19 protein-coding genes are annotated in these 23389 nt (G+C 33.1%); 9 read left to right on the forward strand and 10 right to left on the reverse strand.

All coding sequences use genetic code 11. The features are described 5' to 3' along the window. Nucleotides 1-12 precede the first annotated feature (12 nt). The 8 genes from Spiro2_RS02310 to Spiro2_RS02345 all read left to right on the forward strand — a co-directional run bounded on the left by Spiro2_RS02310 (nt 13) and on the right by Spiro2_RS02345 (nt 8686). Complete coding sequence (locus tag Spiro2_RS02310; RefSeq protein ID WP_338636761.1) at nt 13-1923, forward strand: fumarate reductase/succinate dehydrogenase flavoprotein subunit; 1911 nt, start codon at nt 13-15, stop codon at nt 1921-1923. Between the two features lie 44 nt (nt 1924-1967). Next, nucleotides 1968-2198, forward strand: coding sequence for a hypothetical protein (locus Spiro2_RS02315; protein ID WP_338636763.1), 231 nt, complete (start codon nt 1968-1970; stop codon nt 2196-2198). 149 nt (nt 2199-2347) lie between these two features. Beyond that, a complete protein-coding gene (locus tag Spiro2_RS02320) occupies nt 2348-2758 on the forward strand; it encodes a hypothetical protein (protein ID WP_338636764.1) in 411 nt (136 codons plus the stop codon). A 287-nt stretch (nt 2759-3045) separates the two neighbouring features. After that, a complete protein-coding gene (locus tag Spiro2_RS02325) occupies nt 3046-4620 on the forward strand; it encodes a S41 family peptidase (RefSeq protein ID WP_338636765.1) in 1575 nt (524 codons plus the stop codon). 111 nt (nt 4621-4731) lie between these two features. Then, nucleotides 4732-6285 carry a S41 family peptidase gene (locus tag Spiro2_RS02330; RefSeq protein ID WP_338636766.1) on the forward strand — a complete coding sequence of 518 codons (1554 nt, stop codon included), beginning with the start codon at nt 4732-4734 and terminating at the stop codon, nt 6283-6285. 339 nt (nt 6286-6624) lie between these two features. Beyond that, the gene (locus Spiro2_RS02335) at nt 6625-7035 is read left to right on the forward strand and encodes a hypothetical protein (RefSeq protein WP_338634792.1); all 411 of its coding nucleotides are present in this window, start codon (nt 6625-6627) and stop codon (nt 7033-7035) included. Continuing rightward, on the forward strand, nt 6981-7667 hold the full coding sequence (locus Spiro2_RS02340; protein WP_338637748.1) for an IS630 family transposase: 687 nt from the start codon (nt 6981-6983) through the stop codon (nt 7665-7667). The genes Spiro2_RS02335 and Spiro2_RS02340 overlap by 55 nt, the downstream gene beginning before the upstream one ends. A 104-nt stretch (nt 7668-7771) precedes the next feature. Next, complete coding sequence (locus tag Spiro2_RS02345; RefSeq protein ID WP_338636767.1) at nt 7772-8686, forward strand: hypothetical protein; 915 nt, start codon at nt 7772-7774, stop codon at nt 8684-8686. Between the two features lie 79 nt (nt 8687-8765). On the opposite strand, the gene Spiro2_RS02350 is transcribed toward Spiro2_RS02345, so the two are convergent. Next, entirely contained in the window at nt 8766-11108 is a 2343-nt protein-coding gene (locus Spiro2_RS02350; protein ID WP_338636768.1) for a helicase-related protein, read from the reverse strand. 105 nt (nt 11109-11213) lie between these two features. On the opposite strand from Spiro2_RS02350, the gene secG reads away from it, so the two are divergent. Beyond that, a complete protein-coding gene (gene secG / locus Spiro2_RS02355) occupies nt 11214-11657 on the forward strand; it encodes a preprotein translocase subunit SecG (protein WP_338636769.1) in 444 nt (147 codons plus the stop codon). A 7-nt stretch (nt 11658-11664) separates the two neighbouring features. On the opposite strand, the gene Spiro2_RS02360 is transcribed toward secG, so the two are convergent. From Spiro2_RS02360 to Spiro2_RS02400, 9 genes are all read right to left on the reverse strand, one after another. Continuing rightward, nucleotides 11665-12858, reverse strand: a complete 1194-nt coding sequence (locus Spiro2_RS02360) for an acetyl-CoA C-acyltransferase (protein ID WP_338636771.1) — start codon at nt 12856-12858, stop codon at nt 11665-11667. A 16-nt stretch (nt 12859-12874) separates the two neighbouring features. Then, nucleotides 12875-15253 (reverse strand): 3-hydroxyacyl-CoA dehydrogenase/enoyl-CoA hydratase family protein, encoded by a 2379-nt coding sequence (locus Spiro2_RS02365; RefSeq protein WP_338636772.1) that lies wholly within the window; start codon nt 15251-15253, stop codon nt 12875-12877. Between the two features lie 156 nt (nt 15254-15409). Next, entirely contained in the window at nt 15410-15769 is a 360-nt protein-coding gene (locus Spiro2_RS02370; RefSeq protein WP_338636773.1) for a type II toxin-antitoxin system PemK/MazF family toxin, read from the reverse strand. A 79-nt stretch (nt 15770-15848) separates the two neighbouring features. Beyond that, the gene (gene dnaE, locus Spiro2_RS02375) at nt 15849-19511 is read right to left on the reverse strand and encodes a DNA polymerase III subunit alpha (protein ID WP_338636774.1); all 3663 of its coding nucleotides are present in this window, start codon (nt 19509-19511) and stop codon (nt 15849-15851) included. 32 nt (nt 19512-19543) lie between these two features. Continuing rightward, a complete protein-coding gene (locus tag Spiro2_RS02380; RefSeq protein ID WP_338636775.1) occupies nt 19544-20143 on the reverse strand; it encodes a DUF507 family protein in 600 nt (199 codons plus the stop codon). A 99-nt stretch (nt 20144-20242) separates the two neighbouring features. After that, nucleotides 20243-21280: a tetratricopeptide repeat protein gene (locus Spiro2_RS02385; protein ID WP_338636776.1), complete on the reverse strand. Its 1038-nt coding sequence runs from the start codon at nt 21278-21280 to the stop codon at nt 20243-20245. Continuing rightward, nucleotides 21277-21846 carry a 16S rRNA (guanine(966)-N(2))-methyltransferase RsmD gene (rsmD, locus tag Spiro2_RS02390; protein WP_338636777.1) on the reverse strand — a complete coding sequence of 190 codons (570 nt, stop codon included), beginning with the start codon at nt 21844-21846 and terminating at the stop codon, nt 21277-21279. Before rsmD ends, Spiro2_RS02385 begins: the two co-directional genes overlap by 4 nt. A gap of 23 nt (nt 21847-21869) precedes the next feature. After that, nucleotides 21870-22748, reverse strand: a complete 879-nt coding sequence (locus tag Spiro2_RS02395; protein ID WP_338636778.1) for an aminotransferase class IV — start codon at nt 22746-22748, stop codon at nt 21870-21872. Between the two features lie 91 nt (nt 22749-22839). Further along, entirely contained in the window at nt 22840-23367 is a 528-nt protein-coding gene (locus tag Spiro2_RS02400) for a helix-turn-helix domain-containing protein (protein WP_338636779.1), read from the reverse strand. Nucleotides 23368-23389: the final 22 nt, after the last annotated feature.

The following is a 23389-nucleotide window of genomic DNA, read 5'->3' on the forward strand; positions in this document are numbered from 1 at the left end:
AAGGAATAAAACATGTTAAAAAATCTTGTTCCTGTTGGAAATATTGAAGATAAATGGCAACAGCATGTATTTGACTGCAAGTTGGTGAGTCCGGCAAATCGAAGAAAGTATTCTGTAATTATTGTGGGCACCGGTTTGGCCGGAGCTTCTGCTGCGTCTTCTTTGTCTGAAGCGGGTTACAATGTTAAATCATTTTGTCTCCAAGATTCGCCGCGCAGAGCACATTCTATTGCTGCTCAAGGTGGAATTAACGCGGCAAAAAATTATAAAAACGATGGAGATTCTATTTATCGTTTTTTTTATGACACATTAAAAGGTGGCGACTTTCGTGCTCGTGAAGCAGGTGTCTATCGACTGGCAGAACTATCAACAAAAGTGATTGACCACTGTGTTGCGGTCGGTGTTCCATTTGCAAGGGAGTATGGAGGCTATCTTGATAACCGTTCATTTGGTGGCACACAAGTAGAACGAACCTTTTATGCGCGAGGGCAAACAGGGCAACAGTTGTTGCTTGGTGCATACCAGGGCATGATGAGAGGTGTTGCCGAAAATAAAATACAGTTGTTTCCTTATAAAGAAATGCTTGATGTTGTTTGTATTAGTGGAAAAGCACGCGGGATTGTTGTGCGTGATTTAATTACTGGCAACATAGAAGGTCACTGCGCAGATGCGGTGATTTTGGCTACTGGTGGTTATGCAAATTTATATTATTTATCGACCAATGCTAAGCCATCTAATGTTACAGCTATTTGGCGTGCTTATAAAAATGGTGCTTATTTTGCCAATCCTTGTTTTACTCAAATTCATCCAACATGCATTCCAATTTCTGGTAGTAAGCAATCAAAATTAACTTTAATGTCAGAATCTTTAAGAAATGATGGTAGAATATGGGTGCCAAAGATTAGAGATGATAAACGTCATGCAAAAGAAATTTTTGAAACAGAAAGAGATTATTTCTTAGAGCGCAATTATCCAAATTTTGGAAACTTAGTGCCAAGAGATATTGCTGCTCGTGCAGTAAAGAGAATGTGTGATGATGGTTTTGGGGTAGGTGAGTCGGGATTATCTGTTTATTTGGATTTTAAAGATAATATTTTATTGTATGGACAAGAAAAATTAATTCAAAAATATGGTAATCTTTTTGAAATGTATGAAAAAATTGTAGGAGATGATCCGCGTCAGACCCCAATGCGTATTTATCCTGCGGTGCATTATACAATGGGAGGGCTTTGGATTGATTACAACTTAATGTCATCATTGCCTGGTTTGTTTGTGCTTGGAGAAGCCAATTTTAGTGAGCATGGGGCAAACCGACTTGGTGCGAATGCTTTGCTACAGGGATTGGTTGATGGTTATTTTATTATTCCTGTAACCTTGGGGAATTATCTGGCAAATACATATTTTGATACAGTCTCTTTGCAACACGATTCTTTTAAAGAAAAGATTGAAACTACAAAGTTATTTGTACAACGCTTGATTCGTATTCAAGGTAACCAACTTGCTGATGAGATTCATGAAAAACTTGGCAGAGTGATGTGGAATGCTTGTGCAATGTCAAGAAGTCGAGAAAAGTTAACGGATGCATTACAAGAAATTACAAGAATTAGAGATGAGTTTTGGAATGATGTAAAAATTCCGCAAGATACAAAGACCATAAATCAAGAATTAGAAAAAGCTGGAAGAATTGCTGATTATATTGAACTTGCAGAACTTATGTGTCGCGATGCGCTTGAGCGAGAAGAATCTTGTGGCAGCCATTTTCGAGAAGAGCATCAAAACGATTTTGGAGATCCACTACGCAATGATCAAGATTTTTCTCATATTGCTTGTTGGAAGTATTTGGGAGAAAATAAATTGCCCGTAAAATTAATTGAAAAATTAAATTTTGAAAGCTGTCAGCCTTCTTCTCGAAATTACGTTTGAATTAATGATTAATTTTGATATTTCTAATTTTTTTTAAAATTTAATTGATTTTATTATTAAAAGGCATTAATAATGAATCAGAAAATATCCGAGAAAAATTTTTCTTTCAAACATCTTCGAAACAAATGCAAAGTAAAACCAAAAATGGTTTTCGTCTAATTGAAGGCGACGGAACATCTGCCGATTGTGCAATTCCAAAAAGTTTAGAAGATTTTACAACTCAGGATCCAATAATAAATGACGAGAATTATATTAAAAGAGTGATTCAAAAATAAGTTTGAGTAAATGTAACTGAAAATGACCGACAAAATCAAATTGAGGAATTAAAAAACTTTTAATTCCTCAATTATTTTACCGAGAAAAGCTTTATCGGCTTTGGTTTGGTCGATTTTGATTGAGTCACAATTTTTCAGGAGATTTAATTATGAGAATATTGAAAAAAAATTGTTTCCTTGCATTTTTAACCTTATTTTTGTTTTGTCCAAAAAGTCACGCACAGCTTAAAGAAAGTGGTACTGTAGGGCCTGGTTCTTATGATGCTGCATGCTATGGAGGTCAAGCAGGATTTGGTGGAATATACTGTCCTTCAGCTGGGGCTGGGGTTAGCTACAAATCTACAATTGACGGTGGTATTGGCTACTTTATTGCAGGTGGAATTATGACTTTTGCTGTCAGTCCGCAAGATTTAGTTGGTCGTCCAATAACTGCTTCGGGTGGAGGATATTTCTATGTTCATATTGATTTTTGGGATCAAATTACTGGAGAAAAAGTAGCATGGTTTAATGGAGGAGGATCCGTTTTTGGAGGATTCACGAGTAGCGGCCATTTTCTATAGAGATTTAAAAATTCTCATGCTAAAGAATTTATACAGAAAATACTAAAAAATATTAAAATTTGACATGAGAAAAAGAAAGTTAATTTTATACCTCATACTCATTGATGATTATGAGGCGGTTTTAAAATAATTTGAATTTTGAAAACGATAAGTTTTCCTGCTGTAATAATTCGTAAAATAAATTATTTTTGATTAAAATTAATTTATAGCTTTTAAATTTATAATTGATTTTAATTTTATTTTTAATTAGAAAGCATAGTTTTGTAATTTCTGATAGAGGAATTCCTATGCTAAAAAAAAATTTACTATTTTTATTTGTTTCTCTCTGCGTCTTTTCCTGCTCTAAACAAGCAAGTAATCAAGATTATAAGAAAAGTTCTTATGAAGAAGGCCATGATTATCAAGCTAATTCTTACTCAAAAAATGAAGGTTTTGAAGGAGAGGTAAAAAAATTAGTTGCAAAAATTTTTAATAGTATCTTTCCACATAAAAAAAATGTTAATACAGCAAGTCTTCTTAGTGATGTAAATAGTTCTGGTAATAGTGATGAACTGCACGATAATTTAAGAAGATTATTTGATGCGCACAAAGATTACCATACTATTTATTTTGGTGAGAAAGATTGTAAAAAATATGGATTACCTTCTTATATTTTACAAGTTTCAAGCGCGATTAATAATACAAACGAATATTTTTTAATATCTGATATTAATTTTACAAATAATTATGATATTGATGAAATTCTTCGAAGATTTAAAGTGGGTGATATAATAATAAATGTTAATGGAGAAAGTCCGCAACAGAGAATCGCCAATATTTTAGACAATAACCTTGGTGCCAATAAAGCCGCAAAAAAGAGTAGAGCATTAGAAAGTTTTTTTGAATCAAAATTTCCAATAAGTTATCGTGTTGTCGTTTTTAGAGATGGGCAATATATAAGTGTTGATATACCTGAGGTTAGTTTGACAAATCATGTCTGTATTAAAAAAAGACAAGAAAGTAGTTTTGATAAAGTAAAAAATGAAGATATTTACCAAATCAATAGTTTTGATGATTTTGCCTATGTTAAGTTAAAAACTTTTTTATATGATACTTCATATGATCATTTTTTAAGTTTAAAAAATGTGATCGATGATTTAAAATATAAAATTCTTAGTCAAAGTAAAAATAAATTGATTATTGATGTGAGAAATAATGGTGGTGGTTATGCTGAGCTATCAGATATTTTAGCTTATTTGTTTTATGATCCAAATTCAAATAAGTCATTTTTTCCTATGTATTATCGATTAAAAGCGACAAATATTAATGTTAATAAAGCTGAAGACATTATTCGAAATAATCCATATTTTATTTTAAAATATAATATTATTCAAGAAAGAAATGTGTTATATGATGCAATCAGTAATAATAAAGAATATACAGAAAATTTTCCAATGATTTCAAATGAATTGCTTAATACTATTGAGCCCGGATTTTTTACAACCTATGCAGGAAAAGAAATTTATCTTCTAACAAATTCTAAATGCTATTCTGGCTGTGATTCATTTGTTGCAGTTTTAAAAGATCAACACTTAATCACAAAGGTGATTGGTGAAGACGAGCAAACGGGAGGCGGAGGAGCAAGTGTTTTAGAGATTGATAGAGAAGCAGAAAATATTAGTAAAAATTTTTATTTTCAAACTTCTTGGGAGCAAATGCAAAGTAAAACAGAAACAGGTTTTCGCTTAATTGAAGGAGAAGGCACTTATGCTGATTGCGTATTGCCAAAAAATTTAGAAGACTTTAGCACTTATGATCCAATTTTAAACGATGAGAATTATATTAAAAGAGTAATTCAAAAAATCAAACGCAATGAGTGTTAGATTTTTTTTAAATTAATAAAATTTACAAAAAAACTTATTTTTTGTTGTATTAAAATTTGTTTTTATTAAACTTAAAAAGTATAAATTTTTTATTAATTTTAAGGAATTTTTATGCTCAAAAATAGTTTACTGTTTTTTATTTTTTTAAGCATTTTTTTTTCTTGTTCTAATAAAAAAAATTCCAAATTATCTCAATCCAATTCCAATAGCGACTTACCAGCTTCTTTTTCAAAAAACGAAAATTTTGAAAAAGAAGTAAAAAATTTAGTTTCAACAATTTTTAATGACATTTTTCCACATAAAAAAAATCTTGACACTTTTAAGCTTCTTAGTGCTGTAAACAATTCAAAAAATAGTGATGAATTGCAATATAATTTAAGAAATTTGTTTGATTCACAAAATGATTATCATACTAAATATTTTGGTAAAGGTGATCCTGTTTTTTATGGATTATCCCCTGAAAATATCGAGTTGTCTAAGGTTTTTAATCAAGATAAAGAGTATTTTTTGGTTTCTAAAGTGAGTTTGACTTATAATAATTATAATATTGATAATGTTTTACGACAATTTCAGGTAGGAGATAGAATAATTTCAATTAATCATAAAAGTCCTCAAGATTGGATTGATATTATTTTATGGAATAATCTAGGAGCCAATTTAACTGCTAAAAAAAGTAGAGCTTTAAAAGAGATATTTTTTTCAAATTTTCCATATCGTTATCATGTTGTTATTTATAGAGGTCATCATTTTTTAGATATAAATATACCTCCATTTAAAATGGTGTCAGATTTTTTTGCCGAAAATAAAGATGATTATAATAATTATAGTTTAAAAAATGAAGAAATATTTGAAGTTAAAAGTATTGAAAACTTTGCTTATGTTAAGCTAAAAACTTTTCAATATGAAAACTCAATTGATAATATTTTAAATCTAAAATTTATTGCTAATAAGTTAAAAGATAATATTCTTAGTCAGAATAAAAATAAACTTATTATTGATGTTAGAAATAATGAAGGAGGAAATCTTATTCTATCAGATATTTTAGCTTATTTGTTTTACAATCCTAATATTAATAAGCAATTTTTTCCTATGTATTTTCGGCTAAAAGCTTCAGCTACAAATTTGGAAGTGATATTAGATTTTGAATCGTCGCTAAATTTTAAAGAATTATATAATATTAATCAACAAAAATCCTTATTATTTGATGCTCTGTCAAAGAATTTAGAATATACAGAGAGTTTTCCTATGGTGTCTCAACAATTTCTCAATTCTATTGAACCAGGATTTTTTATTAAATATTCGGGTAAAGAAATTTATATTCTTATGAATTCATTGTGCTATTCTGCGTGCGATGCTTTCGTTGCAATTTTAAAAGATCAAAATTTAGTGACAAAAGTAATTGGTGAAGACGTGCAAACTGGCGGTGGGGGAGCATCTGTCTTGGCATTTGACATAGACAAAGAAAATAAAGTTTATTTTCAAACCTCTTTTATGCAAATGCAAAGTAAAACCGAAAATGGTTTTCGCTTAATTGAAGGAGAAGGAACATATGCCGATTGTGTATATCCAAAAAGTTTTGAAGATTTTAGCACTCAGGATCCAATAATTAATGATGAGAATTATATTAAAAGAGTAATTCAAAAATTAAATAAAAACGAATGTTGATAATTTTGTTGATTTAGCTTCTGACACTCTTTCTAATAAATTTCTATCATAAAAATTATAATGATTTTAATTGTTTAGGCTAAGAATCACTGTTTGTCTAACGTTAATTTATAGATTATGATATAAATTTAATATTTTTATTTTTTTTAAAAATTTTATAAACTCATTTATTAAATATAATTAATTTTTACAAATAATCAATTATACGCCGTCCACTAAGTTTGTTGGCAACATAGATAACCAAAAATAAATATTTATACGGAAATTGATGAATATTGAAAACAGGATATGCTGCAGTTAACATTCGTACTTTCTTTTATAAAAGGACACTGCAGCACAATGAATAATGTACAACAACTTATGGATGATTTAAAGAGAATACCTCAAAATAAATTAAGTTTTAATCTTTTACGTCGATTATTTATAATTTTTTTATATTCCGTAGGATTTTCTGAAAAAAAGATTGAAACTTTATTATGCCTTTCAAGAGGACGGGCAAATTATTGGGTTTCAAACTATAAGAATAATGGTATTTATTTTTTACTTGATAAACCACGTTCTGGTCGTCCATCCTTTGTAAATAAAGAAGAAGTTGAAATTTTAAAAACTGAAATCATTCAATTAAATTCTGAATTTAATGAGGAAAAAGTTGTTCATGCTCAAATAATAAATAGTATTATAGAATCCAAAACGAAATTAAAAAAAAATTTAGTAAAAGTGGGTTATACAAGTTCCTTCAAAGAACATTAATAAGAAGAGTTGTTCCAAGAACAAAGCATATAAAAAATGATCCAGAAAAAATGGCCGAATGGATTAAAGATTTACCAAATAAAATTAATGAAATTAAAGTAAAAAATCCAGGAAAAAAAATAAACATAGATTTTCAAGATGAATCACGATTTGGACAAATGACAATAAAAGCTGGTATTTGGAGTCCTTTCCCAATCAGACCAGAATTTAAAACTCAAATGGGTTATTTAAACTCATGGATGTATGCTACTGCTAACAAAGATACGGGCAAATATTTTGGAATGATATTACCAAATTTAAATGTTGAAAACATGCAAATTTTTATCAATGAGTACTCCAAGACCGTACCTAAGAATGAGCATATTATTATTATACTAGATGGAGCTAGTGCACATAAAAGCAAAAAATTAATTTTACCCCAAAATATATCATTTATTTTTTTACCTTCATTTTCTCCAGAGTTAAATCCAATTGAAAGGTTATGGAGTTATTTTAAAAGGAATCACTTATCATTTAAAATTTATAAAGATTATGAAGATCTCGTTCAAAAATGCTCTAGTGGTTGGAATCAATTAACACAAAAAATTGTCAAGTCAATTATGAATTCAAAACCTAAGGCAAGCTTATGTTAAAAACTTAGTGGACGGCGTATTATTTATTGATTTCCTTGTCATTAATCTGTAACAGCATTTTTGCTCTATTTTAGAGCATATTTTGCTATCTTATGGATTTATATATGGAATATTCAATTTATAAAAAATCTAATTATGATTCTCAAAGAAATATTTTTAAGTTTAATTATAGGTCAAAAAATATAAACGATAGAAGAATTGAAGAGGATTTGTTTGCGTTTAATATCTTAAATGATCCTAAGTATATTGAAAATATAATTAATTTTTCAAGACGTGTTGCTAAAATATTGCTGTCTTCTTCTTGGCTAATTTCTTGCAAATTTTATGAAATTATAAACTATCGTATTGAATATTATAATGGTAGTTACCCAGTTTTTGATAAAAAATTTAGTTCTCATTATGAGTTGGTAAATTTTTTTAATATAGAAAATAATCATATTCGGATAATGACTGTTTTTTGGTTGTTATTTTCTGATTTTAGAACAGTTATTTTACGTGAATTAGGAGTCGATAATTATTTATTACAGCAATTTGAATTGCTTAATAAAATTTATAATGATAAAATTGTTAACACAAAAGAGTTTATTATTGATGATAGTCTTATGAAAAAATCAATAAGTAATTATGATCAATTTCATTTTGGCTCTGTTAATTTTATTAAAGTAGATGATGGTTTTAGAAATAATTTTCTCCCTTTTGCTCGTTCTAGGGATTATATAAAAATGAAGACATCTAGATTTATTTCTAGAGCTGCAGATGGTAAAAAAACATTTAATGTTAATTATAGTCGTTATATTTGGAAAAATATTCCTTTAGTTTCTGGTTTGTCTGGTATGATTAATTTATCTTGTAAGTCTCTTGTTTTTATGAACTCTGATTTTAGAAGTCCTCAAACCATTCAAATGTTAGAGTCTTTGTGCGCGTTAATAGTGGCGACAAATATGCATTCTTATTATGAAGTTTATGATTCTTTAAATTTATATTTAGCAAAATGGAAACCTAAGTGTGGCGGATTATAAAAACGAAGTCAGATAATGATGTTTATTTAAAGCTTCTAAATTAAATATTTAGAAGCTTTAAATCTTATTGGCTCAATACTTATTGGTGTGAGTGATCATCATCTGATTTAGTAGGTTTTTTAAGAATATTAAATTTATTAAGAACATTTGCTAATGTCGGCAGGTTTGTTTGAATATTTGTGGCCACTGATTCTTTTGCAGCTGTTGCAGCAGATTGAACGGCATCTTGTACAAGTGATACCATAATATCAAGTAATCCTGGACGTTTTGGCATTTTGCTCGAAGGTTTGGAGTATTGGGTATGACCACGTTTTTCTTGTGTGGCTTTTGCTGCCATCCGAGCTGCATCAATCGCTTCTTTTGCTCTTTCATCACGACGAACAAATTTTTCGTTCGGTTGACGACCTACAGTGCTATCAGTTGTTGCGCGTTGATTTGTTTGAAAACTGCCATTGACAGCATTTTTACGCGGTTCTGCTGACTTGGGTGTAAATTGCAACGGTTGCTTTGCTGACAGCGGTTCTTTTTCTGGTCTTGGATACAGTTTACTTGTGTTGGTTGTTTGCGTTGAATCAAGCTCGTATTTTTTGGGAGCTTTTTGCGCAATTGTATCGCTTGATTGGTTTGGTTGAGTTTCTACTTTTTCTGTAGCAATTGCGGTTGTGTCGTCTTCATAATGAACACCAATGCGTTTGACTTTGCCGTTTGGTTCAAGAGGATACTTAGAAATATCTTTTAAATTAAAATAATTTTTATCGGGCTGAGCAAGATGAATTTTAAATCCTAGAGAATCTTCTATCGCTTTGATATTAAATCCATAATCTTCACAAATAAACGATACAGCGAGAGGGTTTTTGCTGCCTTCAATTCGTGCAAGGCGTTTAAAAAAATTTGTAGAGGCATCTGGCAGATCAAAATTGTAAATACAATTTAATTCTCTAATTCCTAAGGAGTTAGAAATTGCATCTGTTGCAACAATAACGTTAATCTCACCATTTTTTATTGCTTTGGTTAAGGTTGTGCGTTTTGCAAACGGAAGATGAGACGTAACGAGCTCTACTTTTATGTCATTTCCGTGTAATTTAAACGCAATCCATTCTGCAACGGCTTTCGTGTTGGCAAATACAGCGGCACAGTGTGGTTTGTGAGTTTTTAAATGCCCAAGGAGAACTTGGAATTTTTGTGTTGCTTGGAGAGTATGGGCAAATTGTTTAGGATGTTTTTCTTTTATTTGTGATGGTAAAACTGTGATGTATTCTGGATTTTCTAAAAATTGAAATGCCATCTCACGCACAACAGGAACGTTTTCAGACGCGCTAATAATTTTTTGTGTTCTATCTTGTGGAAGTATAGATAAAGATTTTTCAAGCTCTAAAACAGCGTCTTCATGATAAAAAGCTTGGGTATCTAAAACAAAACATAAGCCAACAGATTTAGTTTCTATGTGTTTATGTTCTATGGCAATATTTAAACTTTGTGGGGTCGCAATCAAAACATCAACGAGCTCAATGTTTTCAAGTGTTGCAATTTCTGCTTCATTTTTTACTGCCGCTAAACTCGCTGCAGTAATCCCAAGATTGTGAAAAAGTTTTGAACTGATAGCGAGAGTTTCTTCCGTCTTTTTTTGATTTGGAGCTAAAAAAAGCACAGAAGGATTTTTTTTCGTCCCTTTAGGCAATAATTCAGAAAGAATTTTTGCGGCCGCAGTGACTGCACCAATTAAAAACTCTTCTGGTTGTTTAGGGATAATTGCAAGTAGATCAGAGCCACGCAATGCAGCTGGTAATGCTTTTTGCATTGTTTCGCTGGGCGTTTTAAAACCTAATTTGAGAAGTTCTTTAATAATATTGTCATTTGCAACAATGTTTTCAAACTTTATTGTTTTTGTTTGGATATCTGAGATTTCTGGTACGAAGTAATCAGGAGCAGGGGTGTTGCCACGCTCTAGAATTTGCGGTTTTGTTTGCTTTTTTGCTGCAGCAACAAAATGCTGTGTCGGTGCCGTGATTTCTGCGTGAATCACTTGGGATTTAACAACCCTATTTTCTTTTGTAGTTGTTTCTATTTCAGTAGCATTGTGTTCAATAATTTCTGGAAATAATGTATTTTGCTGTAGTGTCGCCGTTTTTTTGGGCTTTGTAATTTTTATTTCTTTTTTACTGCTTGGAACTGCAGATTTTGCAGGCGATAGCTTTGGTGCTTTTTCCTTTTTTGCAGTTTCTTTTGTAGGTTTGATTGCAGGATTTTTAACAGATTTTTCTACTTTCGCAGTTTTTGTGCTTTCTACTTTTTTAGTTTTTGCTGGCGTAGAAGCATTTTTAGCAACAGTCTTTTTGGTTTTAGTTCCAGCTTGAGACTGACTTTTTGCTACTTTTTCTGTTTTTGAATCGGAAACGTCTTTTTTTCTGGTGATACGCGTCATTTAATAAACCCACTTAGTGAAACGAACTTGAGAAATCTTTACTGCTGTGTCATACCTGTTTAACTTGAGTAGGCATACAGCCTTTTCTATCTTGAGGATACTAAGATGATTTTAACTCTTCTGACAACTCTTTTAATCATAGATGCCTTAGTTTTAATATTTTTGATTATCGCTTTGCAGCAAGGTAACGAAGGCGGCCTAGGAGGAGCTTTTGGAGGAGGAAACTCTGCAGGCTTTTTTGGTGCAACAGGTGGTGTAAAACTTATTGTTCAGGCAACTTGGGTCTGTGGTGTTTTGTTTTTTGTCCTTGCCATGTCAACATCGTGGTTAAAAACTCACAACAAGTACGATATTAAAAACCAGCTTGAAAAAAGTTTAGCAACGCCTTCTGCTCCAGTATCAACAACAACTCCTCCAGCGCAATCGTTTCCTGATCAATCCACAGTTGATCCTTTGGCTCAATCATTACCAAAGCAATCTGTTGCAGATCCTTTACCTCAGACAGTGCCTGATCAGGCACCAAATGCACCAGTTGCTCCTGCAAAATAAGTGTGTCTTACACTATTTCTAAAAGCCCAGCAGCCCCCATTCCTGTTCCAATACACATTGTCACAACACCATATTTTTGTTTATGACGTTTCATACCATGCACAATGGTTGCAGTTCGTATTGCACCAGTTGCACCAAGTGGATGACCTAATGCAATTGCTCCTCCTAGAGGATTTACTTTAGCAGGGTTTAAATCAAGATCTTTAATGACAGCAAGACTTTGCGCTGCAAAAGCCTCATTCAATTCAAACCAATCAATTTGATTTTGTTTTATTCCTGCTTGTTTTAAAACCTTAGGAATAGCTTCTTTTGGGCCAATACCCATAATTTCTGGTGGTACGCCCGCTACAGCAAAAGTAACAAATCGTGCAAGTGGTACCAACTTATATTTTTTTATTGCTTTTTCATTTGCTAACAGAACGGCTGCCGCGCCATCACTCATTTGTGAACTATTTCCTGCAGTGACACTACCTCGTGCAGCAAACACTGGTTTTAGTTTAGCGAGCGCTTCGGGAGTGGTGTCGGGGCGTGGACCTTCATCTTGTGAGACAACTTTTTTATTATTGATAATCTCACCAATATTTCCTGGCATGGACTCAAGAATTGTATAGGGAATAATTTCGTCTTTAAATTCGTTATTTTTAATAGCATCGCTTGCCCGTTTATGGCTTTCAAATGCAAATTTATCTTGTTCTTCTCTCGAAATTTTCCATTTTTCGGCCACATTTTCTGCAGTCATACCCATGCCGTAGGCAATTCCAATATGCTCGTCTGTAAAGAATGTGGGGTTCATCACAACCTTGTGTCCCATCATAGGAATTAGGCTCATGCTTTCTGTCCCACCTGCTACCATCACATCTGCTTCGCCAAGTCTTATGCGATCGGCTGCCATTGCGACAGCTTGAATTCCAGATGAACAAAAACGATTGATTGTGATTCCAGGTACCATGTTAGGGTAATCGGCAAGCAAAAGCGCAATACGTCCAACATTCATGCCTTGCTCTGCCTCGGGCATGGCGCACCCAATAATCACATCACCTATTTCTTTGGGATCCAAATTGGGCGCTTGGGCTAACAAACCTTTTAGACAATGCGCAAGCATATCATCGGGGCGAGTTAGTTTAAAAAAACCACGAGGAGCTTTTCCCACAGGAGTTCTCACCGCAGCGCAAATATAAGCATCTTGAATTTGTTTAGACATCAAACGACTCCTTAAATTAATTTCTCAGTGGCTTGCCATTTTTTAGCATGTAATCAATGCGTTGTTGAGTTTTTTCGGTGTGGAGAAGTTCCATAAAGTAACGATATTCAAGTTCCAGTAGCCATTCGTCACTAACCATGCTTCCTTGATCAATATTGCCGCCACCTAAAATAGAAGCTATTTTTTTTCCTATTTCATAATCATGTTGAGAAATAAATTGACCAGCAAGCATATTAACAAGAGCGGCTTGAAAGGTAGCAGTGCCGCCTTTTCCTGTAACAATAATATCTTTTGATTTGAGTGGAGGACGATAACCTGTTTCGTATAAGGCTTTTGCTTCGGACATTGAAACATACAGAAGCTCGTTTGGATTAAAAATAATTGTGTCTGATGGTCTTAGATAACCCAGTTCTTTTGCATCTTCGGCACTACGAGAGACTTTAGCCATGGCAATGTTTTCAAAGTAACGTTGTAAAAATTGGAAAATATTTCCTCCCTTAGCTTCTCGACACGCTCTCAAGGTAAATTCTTTACATCCCCCCCCGGCAGGAAGAAGTCCAACTCCCACTTCTACAAGTCCCATGTAGGTTTCTAAGGCTGCAACAGCTTTGCTGCAATGCATGACAAACTCGCAGCCACCACCAAGAGCAAGGCCCTGCACAGCTGCGACGGTTGGAATAAGAGCATGTTTTAAGGCCATCGAAGCATCTTGAAATCTCTTCACCATAGATTCAAGAATGCTAAAATTGTTACTTTGTAAGGCTTGAGTGACTTGCGCTAAATTTGCTCCGGCACTAAATGGAGGTTCTGTTTGCCATAAAACCATCCCTTTAAAGTTTTTTTCTGCATGTTTTACAGATTCAATTACGCCATCTAATACGTCTGAACCAATCGCATGCATTTTACTTTTAAAAGATAAAATTGCGATATCTGGATCGATTGTCCAAAGTCGTACACCTTCATTTTCAAATACTGTGTCACCATAACTGTGTTTTTCACCAAGTACTTTTTCTGGGTATTTTTGTTTTAAGTAAACAGGTAGTGTTCGTCTTGCTTCGTTTGATTTTTGAATAGGAGAAAAACTACCATCTGCAAAGTGAACACCTTGACGATTCGATTCTGTGACCCAGTTTGGTAAAGGTGTTTTTGTAATTGTTTTTCCGGCTTCGATGTCTTTGTGAATTGCTTCACAAATTGTTTTCCATCCAGCTGCTTGCCATGTTTCAAAGGGCCCCATTGACCATCCGTATCCCCAACGAATCGCCAAATCAAGGTCACGTGCATTATCAGCAATATGTTCTAGTTGTACTGCGCAATAATGAAAAAGATCCCGAAAAATTGCCCATAAAAATTGTGCTTGTGGGTGTTGATTATTTATGAGTTGTTTAAATTTTTCTGAAGGGTCTTTTAATTTTAAAATATTGGTCACATCAGGATCAATATTTTGTTCGCTCAATCTGTAATTTTGCATTTTGAGATCGAGTACGTGGATTTCTTTTCCCGATTTTTTAAAAACTCCAGCGCCTGACTTTTGTCCGAGAGCACCTTTAGAAATTAGAGATTGTATCCACTCTGGGACTTTAAAAATTGCATGCCAAGGATCTTCTGGGAGTGTGTCTCCCATAGTTTTAATAACGTGCGCTAAGGTATCAATCCCTACAACATCCAGAGTGCGATAGGTGGCACTTTTTGCTCTACCAATAGAAACTCCAGTGAGAGCATCTACTGTATCAAAGCCAAGATTGTATTTTTCGGTATGATACATGGTGGCTAACATTGAAAACACACCAACTCGATTTGCGATAAAGTTTGGTGTGTCTTTGGCTCGAATAACACCTTTACCTAATGTGGTTGTCAGAAAGGTTTCGAGTTGATTTAAAATGGTTGGATTTGTGTTTTGATGGGGAATAATTTCGACAAGGGTCATGTAGCGAGGTGGATTAAAAAAATGAATCCCACAAAAATTTTTTCTTAATCCTACTGGTAAGGCTTCTGCTAAAGAATTGATAGAAAGCCCAGACGTGTTGGTTGCAAAAATAGCGTGTGAGGCAATTTTAGAACTTATTTTATTATACAGATCTTTTTTCCAATCCATGCGTTCGCTGATGGCCTCAATGATTAAGTCGCACTCTGCAAGTTCATTTAAACTGTGTTCATAATTTGCGGGTTTAATATAATGTGCTTTTGATTTTACAGAAAAAGGAGTGGGCTCTAATTTTTGTAAGAATGCAAGAGATTTTTGCACCACTCCATTTGGGTGGCCTTCTTTTGCAGGCAAATCAAATAACACCACGTCAACATTCGCGTTTGCCATATGAGCAGCGATTTGGGAGCCCATCACTCCAGATCCCAAAACTGCTACTTTTCGTACTAAAAAACGATTTGAATTTTCCATTTTTATACTCCATCAAGTAAACGTAACAGAGAATTTAGACAAATAGGACTTTTAGGTAGCTTTCGAGTTTAAGCTTTTATAATAGTTTTGACAACATTATTAAAATTTTTAGTTTGATAGAGACAATGGCAAGAAAAAGATGTGTTAAATCATATTTTAACTGTTAATATAAGTAATTATTTTTTCTTTAATTTTTTGGCGTAAATTTTCTGGAACCATGCCAACTTTGCGTTTAAATATATTTTTATGGATCGTTAAAAGTTGATCGCAAAAAATGTATGATTCACAAAATAAACCAGTTTGTTTATTTGCTTCAATTGGAAGAAATGTATGAGCTCCCTTGCTTGTAATTGCAATTGGTATAATTGTTGGTGCATGGTAAGTATCAAGAAAGTTTTGACCTGTGATAATAATACAAAAATCAAAGTTGGATTTTTCGTTTGGTATTTGAATGAATGTTTCTAGATCCGCTATTCTATTGAAATCGATTTTCCAAATATCCCATTGTCTCATCATAGCGTTACCTTTCCTGAAGGAAATGTATGTTTATACTATATAAAAAAATGTAATTAAATTATTAACAAGTTAAAATAAATTAAGCAAGTTGTATCGGATTTTGATAAAGTCTCTCAACCTTAATCATACCAGGCCAAGAGTTTTCAATTTCCATAATAAAAGAATCGGTAGGTTTTACAAAGTGATTTCCAAATTTTGCTTTAATCATAATTTTATCATCTGGTATCAGAATGTTCATAAATAAAGGAGTAGTACCAGTGTTTTTATTAAAGATTTGTATAAGCTTTTTGATATTATCTTTTTCTTTAAGGAAGTTTTCATGAGTAGACAAAACTATTCTTTTAATGAGCTCTAAACGCTTATTAGAAACTCTATCAAGACGTTGAGCAACACCTTTTACACTACCCTCTTCTATCCCGCGTCTTATTTTACATTCAATAATAAATGCCTCACCAAATTTAATGGATTCTGATAATGCTGCATACTGTTTATTAAATAAGGTAACTTCTAACTCGCCAAATCCATCTTCGATTTTTAATACTAAAAACGGTTGTCCTTCTCTATTTTTCTTTTCTAATAGCATTGTAACAATGCCTGCGACTTTTATTATTTTGCGTTTATAATCGGGCACATTATCGGGCTCAAGATAAAGAGCTGCTTGGTCTAAAGTAATTTCTGCAAGCTTATCAAAATCTGGACGTAAAATATCCGCAGGATGTCCTGTCATATAGAAGCCAAGTGTTGCAAATTCATGGGCAAGTTGTTCTTGATAGTTCCAAGGTTTTGTAGGTTTTAACTGAACTGCGACAAGTTGATTTTGAATTTTAACGGGGCAATTTTCAAACTTTATTTTTGTTGGTAAGGCAAAAGGAGAAAATTGCACAGTCACGATGGGATCTAAGTTTTTAAGATTTTGAGCAATTGTTGCAGAAGATGGCTGATTGCCAGAATGAGCGACTTGTGATTCACACATTGCAAAAAGATCAAAAACTGTTTTTTCTTCTCTGTCTGCTTCTTTTGCAATAGTGCGCAACCAAGAATCAGAATTTGTAAGGAGTTCTGCCCTATTTGTTGCAAGGCTATCAAATGCTCCAGATTTGATTAAACTTTCCATAATTTTTTTATTGAGTTTACGAGCATCCATGCGGACAATGAATTCGGGAACTGTTGTAAATAAACCATTCTTTTCTCTTTCCTGAACGATCATATTGATAATTCCTGAACCCAGACCTTTAACAGCACCCAATCCAAACTGAATAACGCGTTCTTCAGGAATACTAAACTCAAATCGCGAATGGTTAACGCATGGTGGAAGAACTTTAATTTTCATTCTTTTGCAGTCACGAACGTAGCCAACAATCTTATCTGTATTATCTAAGTCACAAGACATGATGGCTGTCATAAATTCGGTTGGATAATAAGTTTTAAGCCAAGCAGTTTGGTATGTAACCCAACCATAAGCTGCAGTATGACTCTTATTAAAACCATATTCAGCAAATTTAGCCATTAAATCAAATAACTCACCAGATTTTTGGGCGTTATGATTATTTTGTGTGGCACCACTAACGAAACGGCTTTTTTGTTTTTCCATTTCGACTTTATCTTTTTTACCCATTGCGCGGCGTAAGAGATCGGCTTCGCCTAAGCTGTAGTTAGCAAGTACGGCTGCAATCTTTTGAACTTGTTCTTGGTAAACAATAACGCCATAGGTATCATTTAAAATGCTTTCTAGCTCAATAAATGGGTATTCAACGGCAGTTTCTCCATGTTTTCTTTTTACAAAATCTTCTACCATTCCTGAACCTAGTGGTCCTGGTCGAAATAGAGCGAGAACAGCAATGATATCCGTAAAACATGTGGGTTTGAGATCTGCAATGAGTTTTCGCATTCCCGTAGACTCAAGCTGAAAAACACCAGTAACATGAGCCGTAGAGATCATTTCGTAGACTTTTTTATCTTCAAGATTGATAGTATCAATATCTAGCGATGGATTTTTATGTTTTTTAATTAGTTTTACTGTATTGTCAATAACAGTAAGAGTTTTTAAACCCAAAAAGTCAAATTTAATTAAACCAATTTTTTCTGCGTATTTATTTTCAAATTGAGTCAGAAGTTGCCCTTCTGACTCAAGCAATGGGCAACGTTCATCAAGTGCTCTATCAGAAATAATAACACCTGCAGCATGAATTCCAAGAGAACTTAGTGTCCCTTCAACTTCAAGCGCTCCTTCCCAAAGATTGCGAGTGCGTTCATCATTTTCTACGCGTTCTCGAATTTTAGGCTCTTCTTGAAAGGCTTGTTCTAGCGTAATTCCAGGTGATTCTGGAATGAGTTTTGCAAATTCATTGCTATCATGAAATGACCAGCCATTAATTCGTGCAAGATTTTTAATTGCATTTTTCGCCATCATTCGGCCAAAAGTCACAATTTGAGAAACTGCTCTGTTACCGTATTTTTGATAAACGTAATTTAAAACTTCGCCTCTGCGATCTTGGCAAAAGTCGGTATCGATATCGGGCATCGAAATCCGTTCAGGATTTAAAAAACGTTCAAATAATAAATTAAAACGAATGGGGTCAATATTTGTAATACGCAATGCATAGGTCACTATGCTTCCTGCTGCAGAACCACGTCCCGGTCCAACAGGGATGTTTTGCATTTTTGCCCAGTTGATAAAATCTTGAACGATTAAAAAGTAACCAGAAAACTTCATTGTTAAAATAACAGAGAGTTCATAATCGAGACGTTTTTGATATTCTTGCCAAATATCGTTATTAAATTTGTCGCCCATCCAGTTCGCAATGGCATCTTTTCTTGCTTCTAGTCCTTCTTTTGATAATCTTACCAAGCATTCGTCGGACGATTCATTTTCACGTTGACGATAATCAGGCATAAAAATACTTTTTGTATCAATTTTTACCAAGCATCGATTTGCAATACGTGTTGTGTTTAGAATTGCCTCAGGATATTGAGAAAATTTTTCACACATTTCTTCTGCTGTTGTTAAGTGAAACTCTATTTCTGAAGGAACACCTTTGACGTCAGATTTTTGCAATTTATTTTTTATTGCTAGGAGAGACATGTGTGTTTCTTTATCTTTTTTATAAAGATAATGCACATCTGCGGAGGCAACAATACCAACATCAAGCTCGCTAGCAATTTGCACGAGTTTTGGAATGAGATGTTTTTGTTCTCCTAATCCATTGTCAATCAATTCTACAAAAGTATTTTTTTTACCAAATATGTTTATTAAATTTTCAAGATACAGACGCGCATTTTTTTTATCATCATTTAAAAGATGTTTTGCAAGTTCACCTTTTAGACAACTTGTTAAACAAATAATTCCTTTTGAGTATTGTTCGAGATCATGCCAGCTTACATTTGAAGAATCTGTAAATATATTATTTTTACCAGATGTATTTGCAATTGTGCAAAGTTTAATAAGATTTGAATAACCAATATCATTTTCGGCAAGTAAAACTAGGTGGCATGTTTGTTTTTTTTCTTCAAGATATTTAGGTTCTGCATTTAATTCATACCCAATAATACCATTAATTTTTTCTGATTGGCACGAAAGATAAAACTCTAAGACTCCATGCATTGCATCATGGTCTGTGAGCGCTGCAGCTTTGGCGCCACGTTTACTGAGTTCTTTTACAAGCTTTTTTACTTTGATAGAACCATCGAGCAAGGAATACTCAGAATGAATATGAAGATGGACAAACTCAGAGGGATGCTGCACGTGATATATTCTCTAAAATAAAAAAGGAGAGTTTATCCCCCCATTGAGTGGGGTTCATCAGAAGCCTTTTGGTTTGCTATACGTTGACGAACTTCGTTATAGTATTTGTCAAACGCAAGACACCAAGCGTGAGAGTAAGGCTCTTCACCGCTTTTTTTATTAACAATTTTTTCTACAGCTTCAATAATGCGATCATCTTCTAAACGAAAACGATGGATTGCTCGAGCAATGCAGTTTTGGACTTTCATGTCTTCGCTAAAAAAGTCGATGCTATCAATTTTCCAAATCGCCTTTAACACTTTTTCTGCGAGAGAATCAGCTCGTTCAGGAGAATCTCCTAAAATGACACGTTTTGATTTTGCAAGACGGATTTTAACTTCATCAACAAGGCTTTCGAAACTTTTGCCAGAAGATTTGGCTATTTGACTTTGTTGTTGCACTAGGCGTTCCGCTTCTCTGGAGAGTCTATCTTCAGTACGGGAATCGTCTTCTAAAACGTTTGTAATTTGTTCAATAACTTTTTCTTCAACACGTTCTTCGGTTGAGTAATCAAGTTCAATGTGACCGGAGCACTTTAAGACTTTAAAAACACGCTCGGCAAGGCGTTCTAATTGCTCTGATGAAAGTTTCATCGCTTATACCCTTCCATGAATTCTAACATGCTTAAATCATGCTCAACTCTCTTAAAGAGTTGAATACAAGTGTTATAGTTAACTAATCTATCTCTTGCGTCAATCAGATTTCTGTGACGACGGTAAGTTTTTAGATTCAAGAGAATTGATAGATGCCTGTGCCTGTTTGAATTCATTGATAAAACTTTGGTTTTCGGAACTTAGTTCTAAAAATCGTTTGTAATAAAACACTGCTTTTTTAGGGTCATATTGAGTATAAATTTTTCCTAATAAAAACAATGATTCTGGGTAATCTGGTTCGGCGGAATATGCTTTTTCAAGTTTGCCCATCGCTAGCGACAAGTTATTTGATTTTAGATCACACTTCGCAGAATCTGTGAGAGTAGATGCTAAGAAAGGTCTTGATTGTAGCACTAAATCAAATATTTTTTGAGCCTTAACGCAATCATTGATACCCAGGTAGGCATTGCCTAAAACATTTAAAAGCAGAATTTTTTCTGTTTCTGCTGTAGTTTTATCTCTACTTATAATTTTAAAGTCAGATTTTTCAAATTCTTTCATTTCTTTGATTGCTTTACTATAACGTCCTTTTTTAACATCAATGCTACTCATAATTAATAACAGCTGAAGATCGAGTGGATTTTTTTCGTAGTTTTTTTTGATTAGCTGTTCGGCCTCATTGATTTCGCCAGTTTTTAAATAAACCCAACTTAAAGACTTAATTGTTCGCAAATCGTTTGGTGCTAAACCAAGTGATTGTTTATAATTTAAAATTGCTTTTTGCTCTAAAGAAAGGCCGCGATACGCTTCACCTAAAAAATAAAATAGTTCTGGATCTTTAGGATAAGCAGAAGATACTTCTGACAAAAGGTTTGCAGCTTCTTTAAATTTGTTCATTTTAACATAAACCAAACCAAGGTTGCGTTTGGCTGTAGAAGAATTTGGTTCTTCTTTCAGAGCATTTTTGTACTGTTCTGCAGATCTTGCAAATTCGCCTTTTTCTGCAAACTTATTTCCTGACAGTATGTAACTTAAACTGTTGGGGGTTTTTGATGATGTGCTAGTACAACCCTGGCTAAAAGCAATAATTAAAGTGATTAGCGAAACACTGAGTTTATGTCTATTTATAATGTTCACTCGTGAGTTCCTTTCTGCCAGATTTCTAATTTTGTTTTTCCATAATTGCGTTTGTCTGTCATGCGCCAGTCTCTTGAGTAGAATTGTAAATGAAAATCATAGTTTGCTGGCATTTCAAAAATGACGGTGCAATTATTGTTTAATATTTTTGAATGTTCAATTTCATTAAGTGCATTTTTATACCATTCTGTACTATAGGGAGGATCTGCAAAAACGATGTCAATTTTAATGTCAAAATTGAATGATTTTAAAAAATTTGAAACATCATTTTTGATAATTATGAATTTATCATCTGGTATTTGTAATTTTTTTAAATTTTCTTGAATTACTTTTACAGCATCTGGATGTTGTTCAACAAAAATAACTTTATGAGCACCTCTACTAAGCGCTTCAATACCAAGAGAGCCGCTACCAGAAAATAAATCAAGTACATTAGAGTTATGAATTTCTGATGCAATAATATTAAACAAACTTTCTTTAATTCTGTCGGCAGTTGGTCTGGTAATTAAATTACCAGGAAGTGTGGCAAGCTGTCTTCGTTTGTAAATGCCACTGATAACACGCATCTATTTTTACACCTTTATCTTATTTATTCACTTTGAAGTGCTTTATTTAGAGTGTTAAAAAACGCTCTAAATTCTTGAATATCAAAGTGATGATTTTCTATTTGTTTTACTGGCACAATTCCTCGAATTGAAGAAATTATGGCGCATCCTGCGAACTCTACTATCTTTGCACGATTTAATTCTTTCCAGTCAAATGAAATTTTAAACTTTTTTAAGCCTGAAATTAAGCGAGAGAGTGTTGTACCTGCTAAACATGCTCCTTCAAAGGGGGCAGAATAAACATTGAGATTCTTATCAAACCATATAAAATTTGCAGTAGTTGATTCTGTTATTATTTCATTGGAATTATAATAAAGGGCATCTTCAAACCCATCTAATCGAGAGTTCTCGAGTGCTATTATGCTATAGAGATAAGAGCTACTTTTTATATTTACAAGTCCAGGAGAACGCAAATCAGCTACTAATTTTAACTTTATGCCATTCATGTAATTTTCTTTTGTTGGCCCAGAAACATTTCTGCAAATAATGTAAATATTACAGGACGGAAGAGAATTATTTTCTCTTTTAATAGCAAAATCAAATGAATTTCCTCCCGAAATAATAATTCTTAACTGTGCTTTATCATAAAGTTGTTCTGATTTTTTAATATTCTCATCTACTGCTTTTAGAGCCTCATTTTTAAGATCGTGCTCGTTTGGTATTTGGATAAAAGATTTTTCACAACTTAATTTCATTCTCTCATAATGAGTCTGCCAGTCAATAATTTTACCTTTATAAACCAAAAGTGTTTCAAAAATTGCATGACCAAACAACAATCCTCTGTCGCTAAGAGGAACACTTGCCTCATTGAGATTGCATAACTTTCCATTAATATTTGCAATACCATTAAATATATTTTTCATAATAAATCTCATATACAAAAAAAAGAGATTATATAGCTTTAGCTATTGTCTTAGGCATTTAATAATTTGTAAACCTCTGTCCCAAAAAAAGCTAGCTAACAAAGTAACGAGAATTAGCGAAATAGATTGCTCTAAAATCATAACTTATTTGACGACTAGTTTGAAATGGAATCACAACACCACGATCAAAGTCAACATTAAGAACATTGAGTGAATCTTTTTCAAAACAAGAATATTCATCTAACAAATCTTCCTCAGATTTTACACTATTTTCTAAATCGTAACAAAAAGAAAAAGACAAATTATTAATTATATTTTTACAGAGATTGTTTGCTAATCCTTTAAAAAAACGCTTTTTTGCAGTGTACCAAGTTAAAAATGCATTGCGTAAAATTTGCGAAGGAAATTGATTTAACCACTCTTTTTCTTTTTTTTTAAAGGGAGAAAAATCTTGATTTAAAGAAAAATTTTCTCCTGTATTTTTAAATCCACTATAATTTTGATTATTATTTGACACTTTGCAAATGTATATAACTCTCGCACAATCAATCCATTGAGAAAGTTTTTTAGCTTGCTCAATGCTTGGAAACGTTCTGAATTTTACACCACATATTGTCATAAATCCTCCACTATCATATTTG

It is taken from the genome of Spirobacillus cienkowskii (genome assembly GCF_037081835.1).
Lineage (GTDB): Bacteria > Bdellovibrionota_B > Oligoflexia > Silvanigrellales > Silvanigrellaceae > Silvanigrella > Silvanigrella cienkowskii.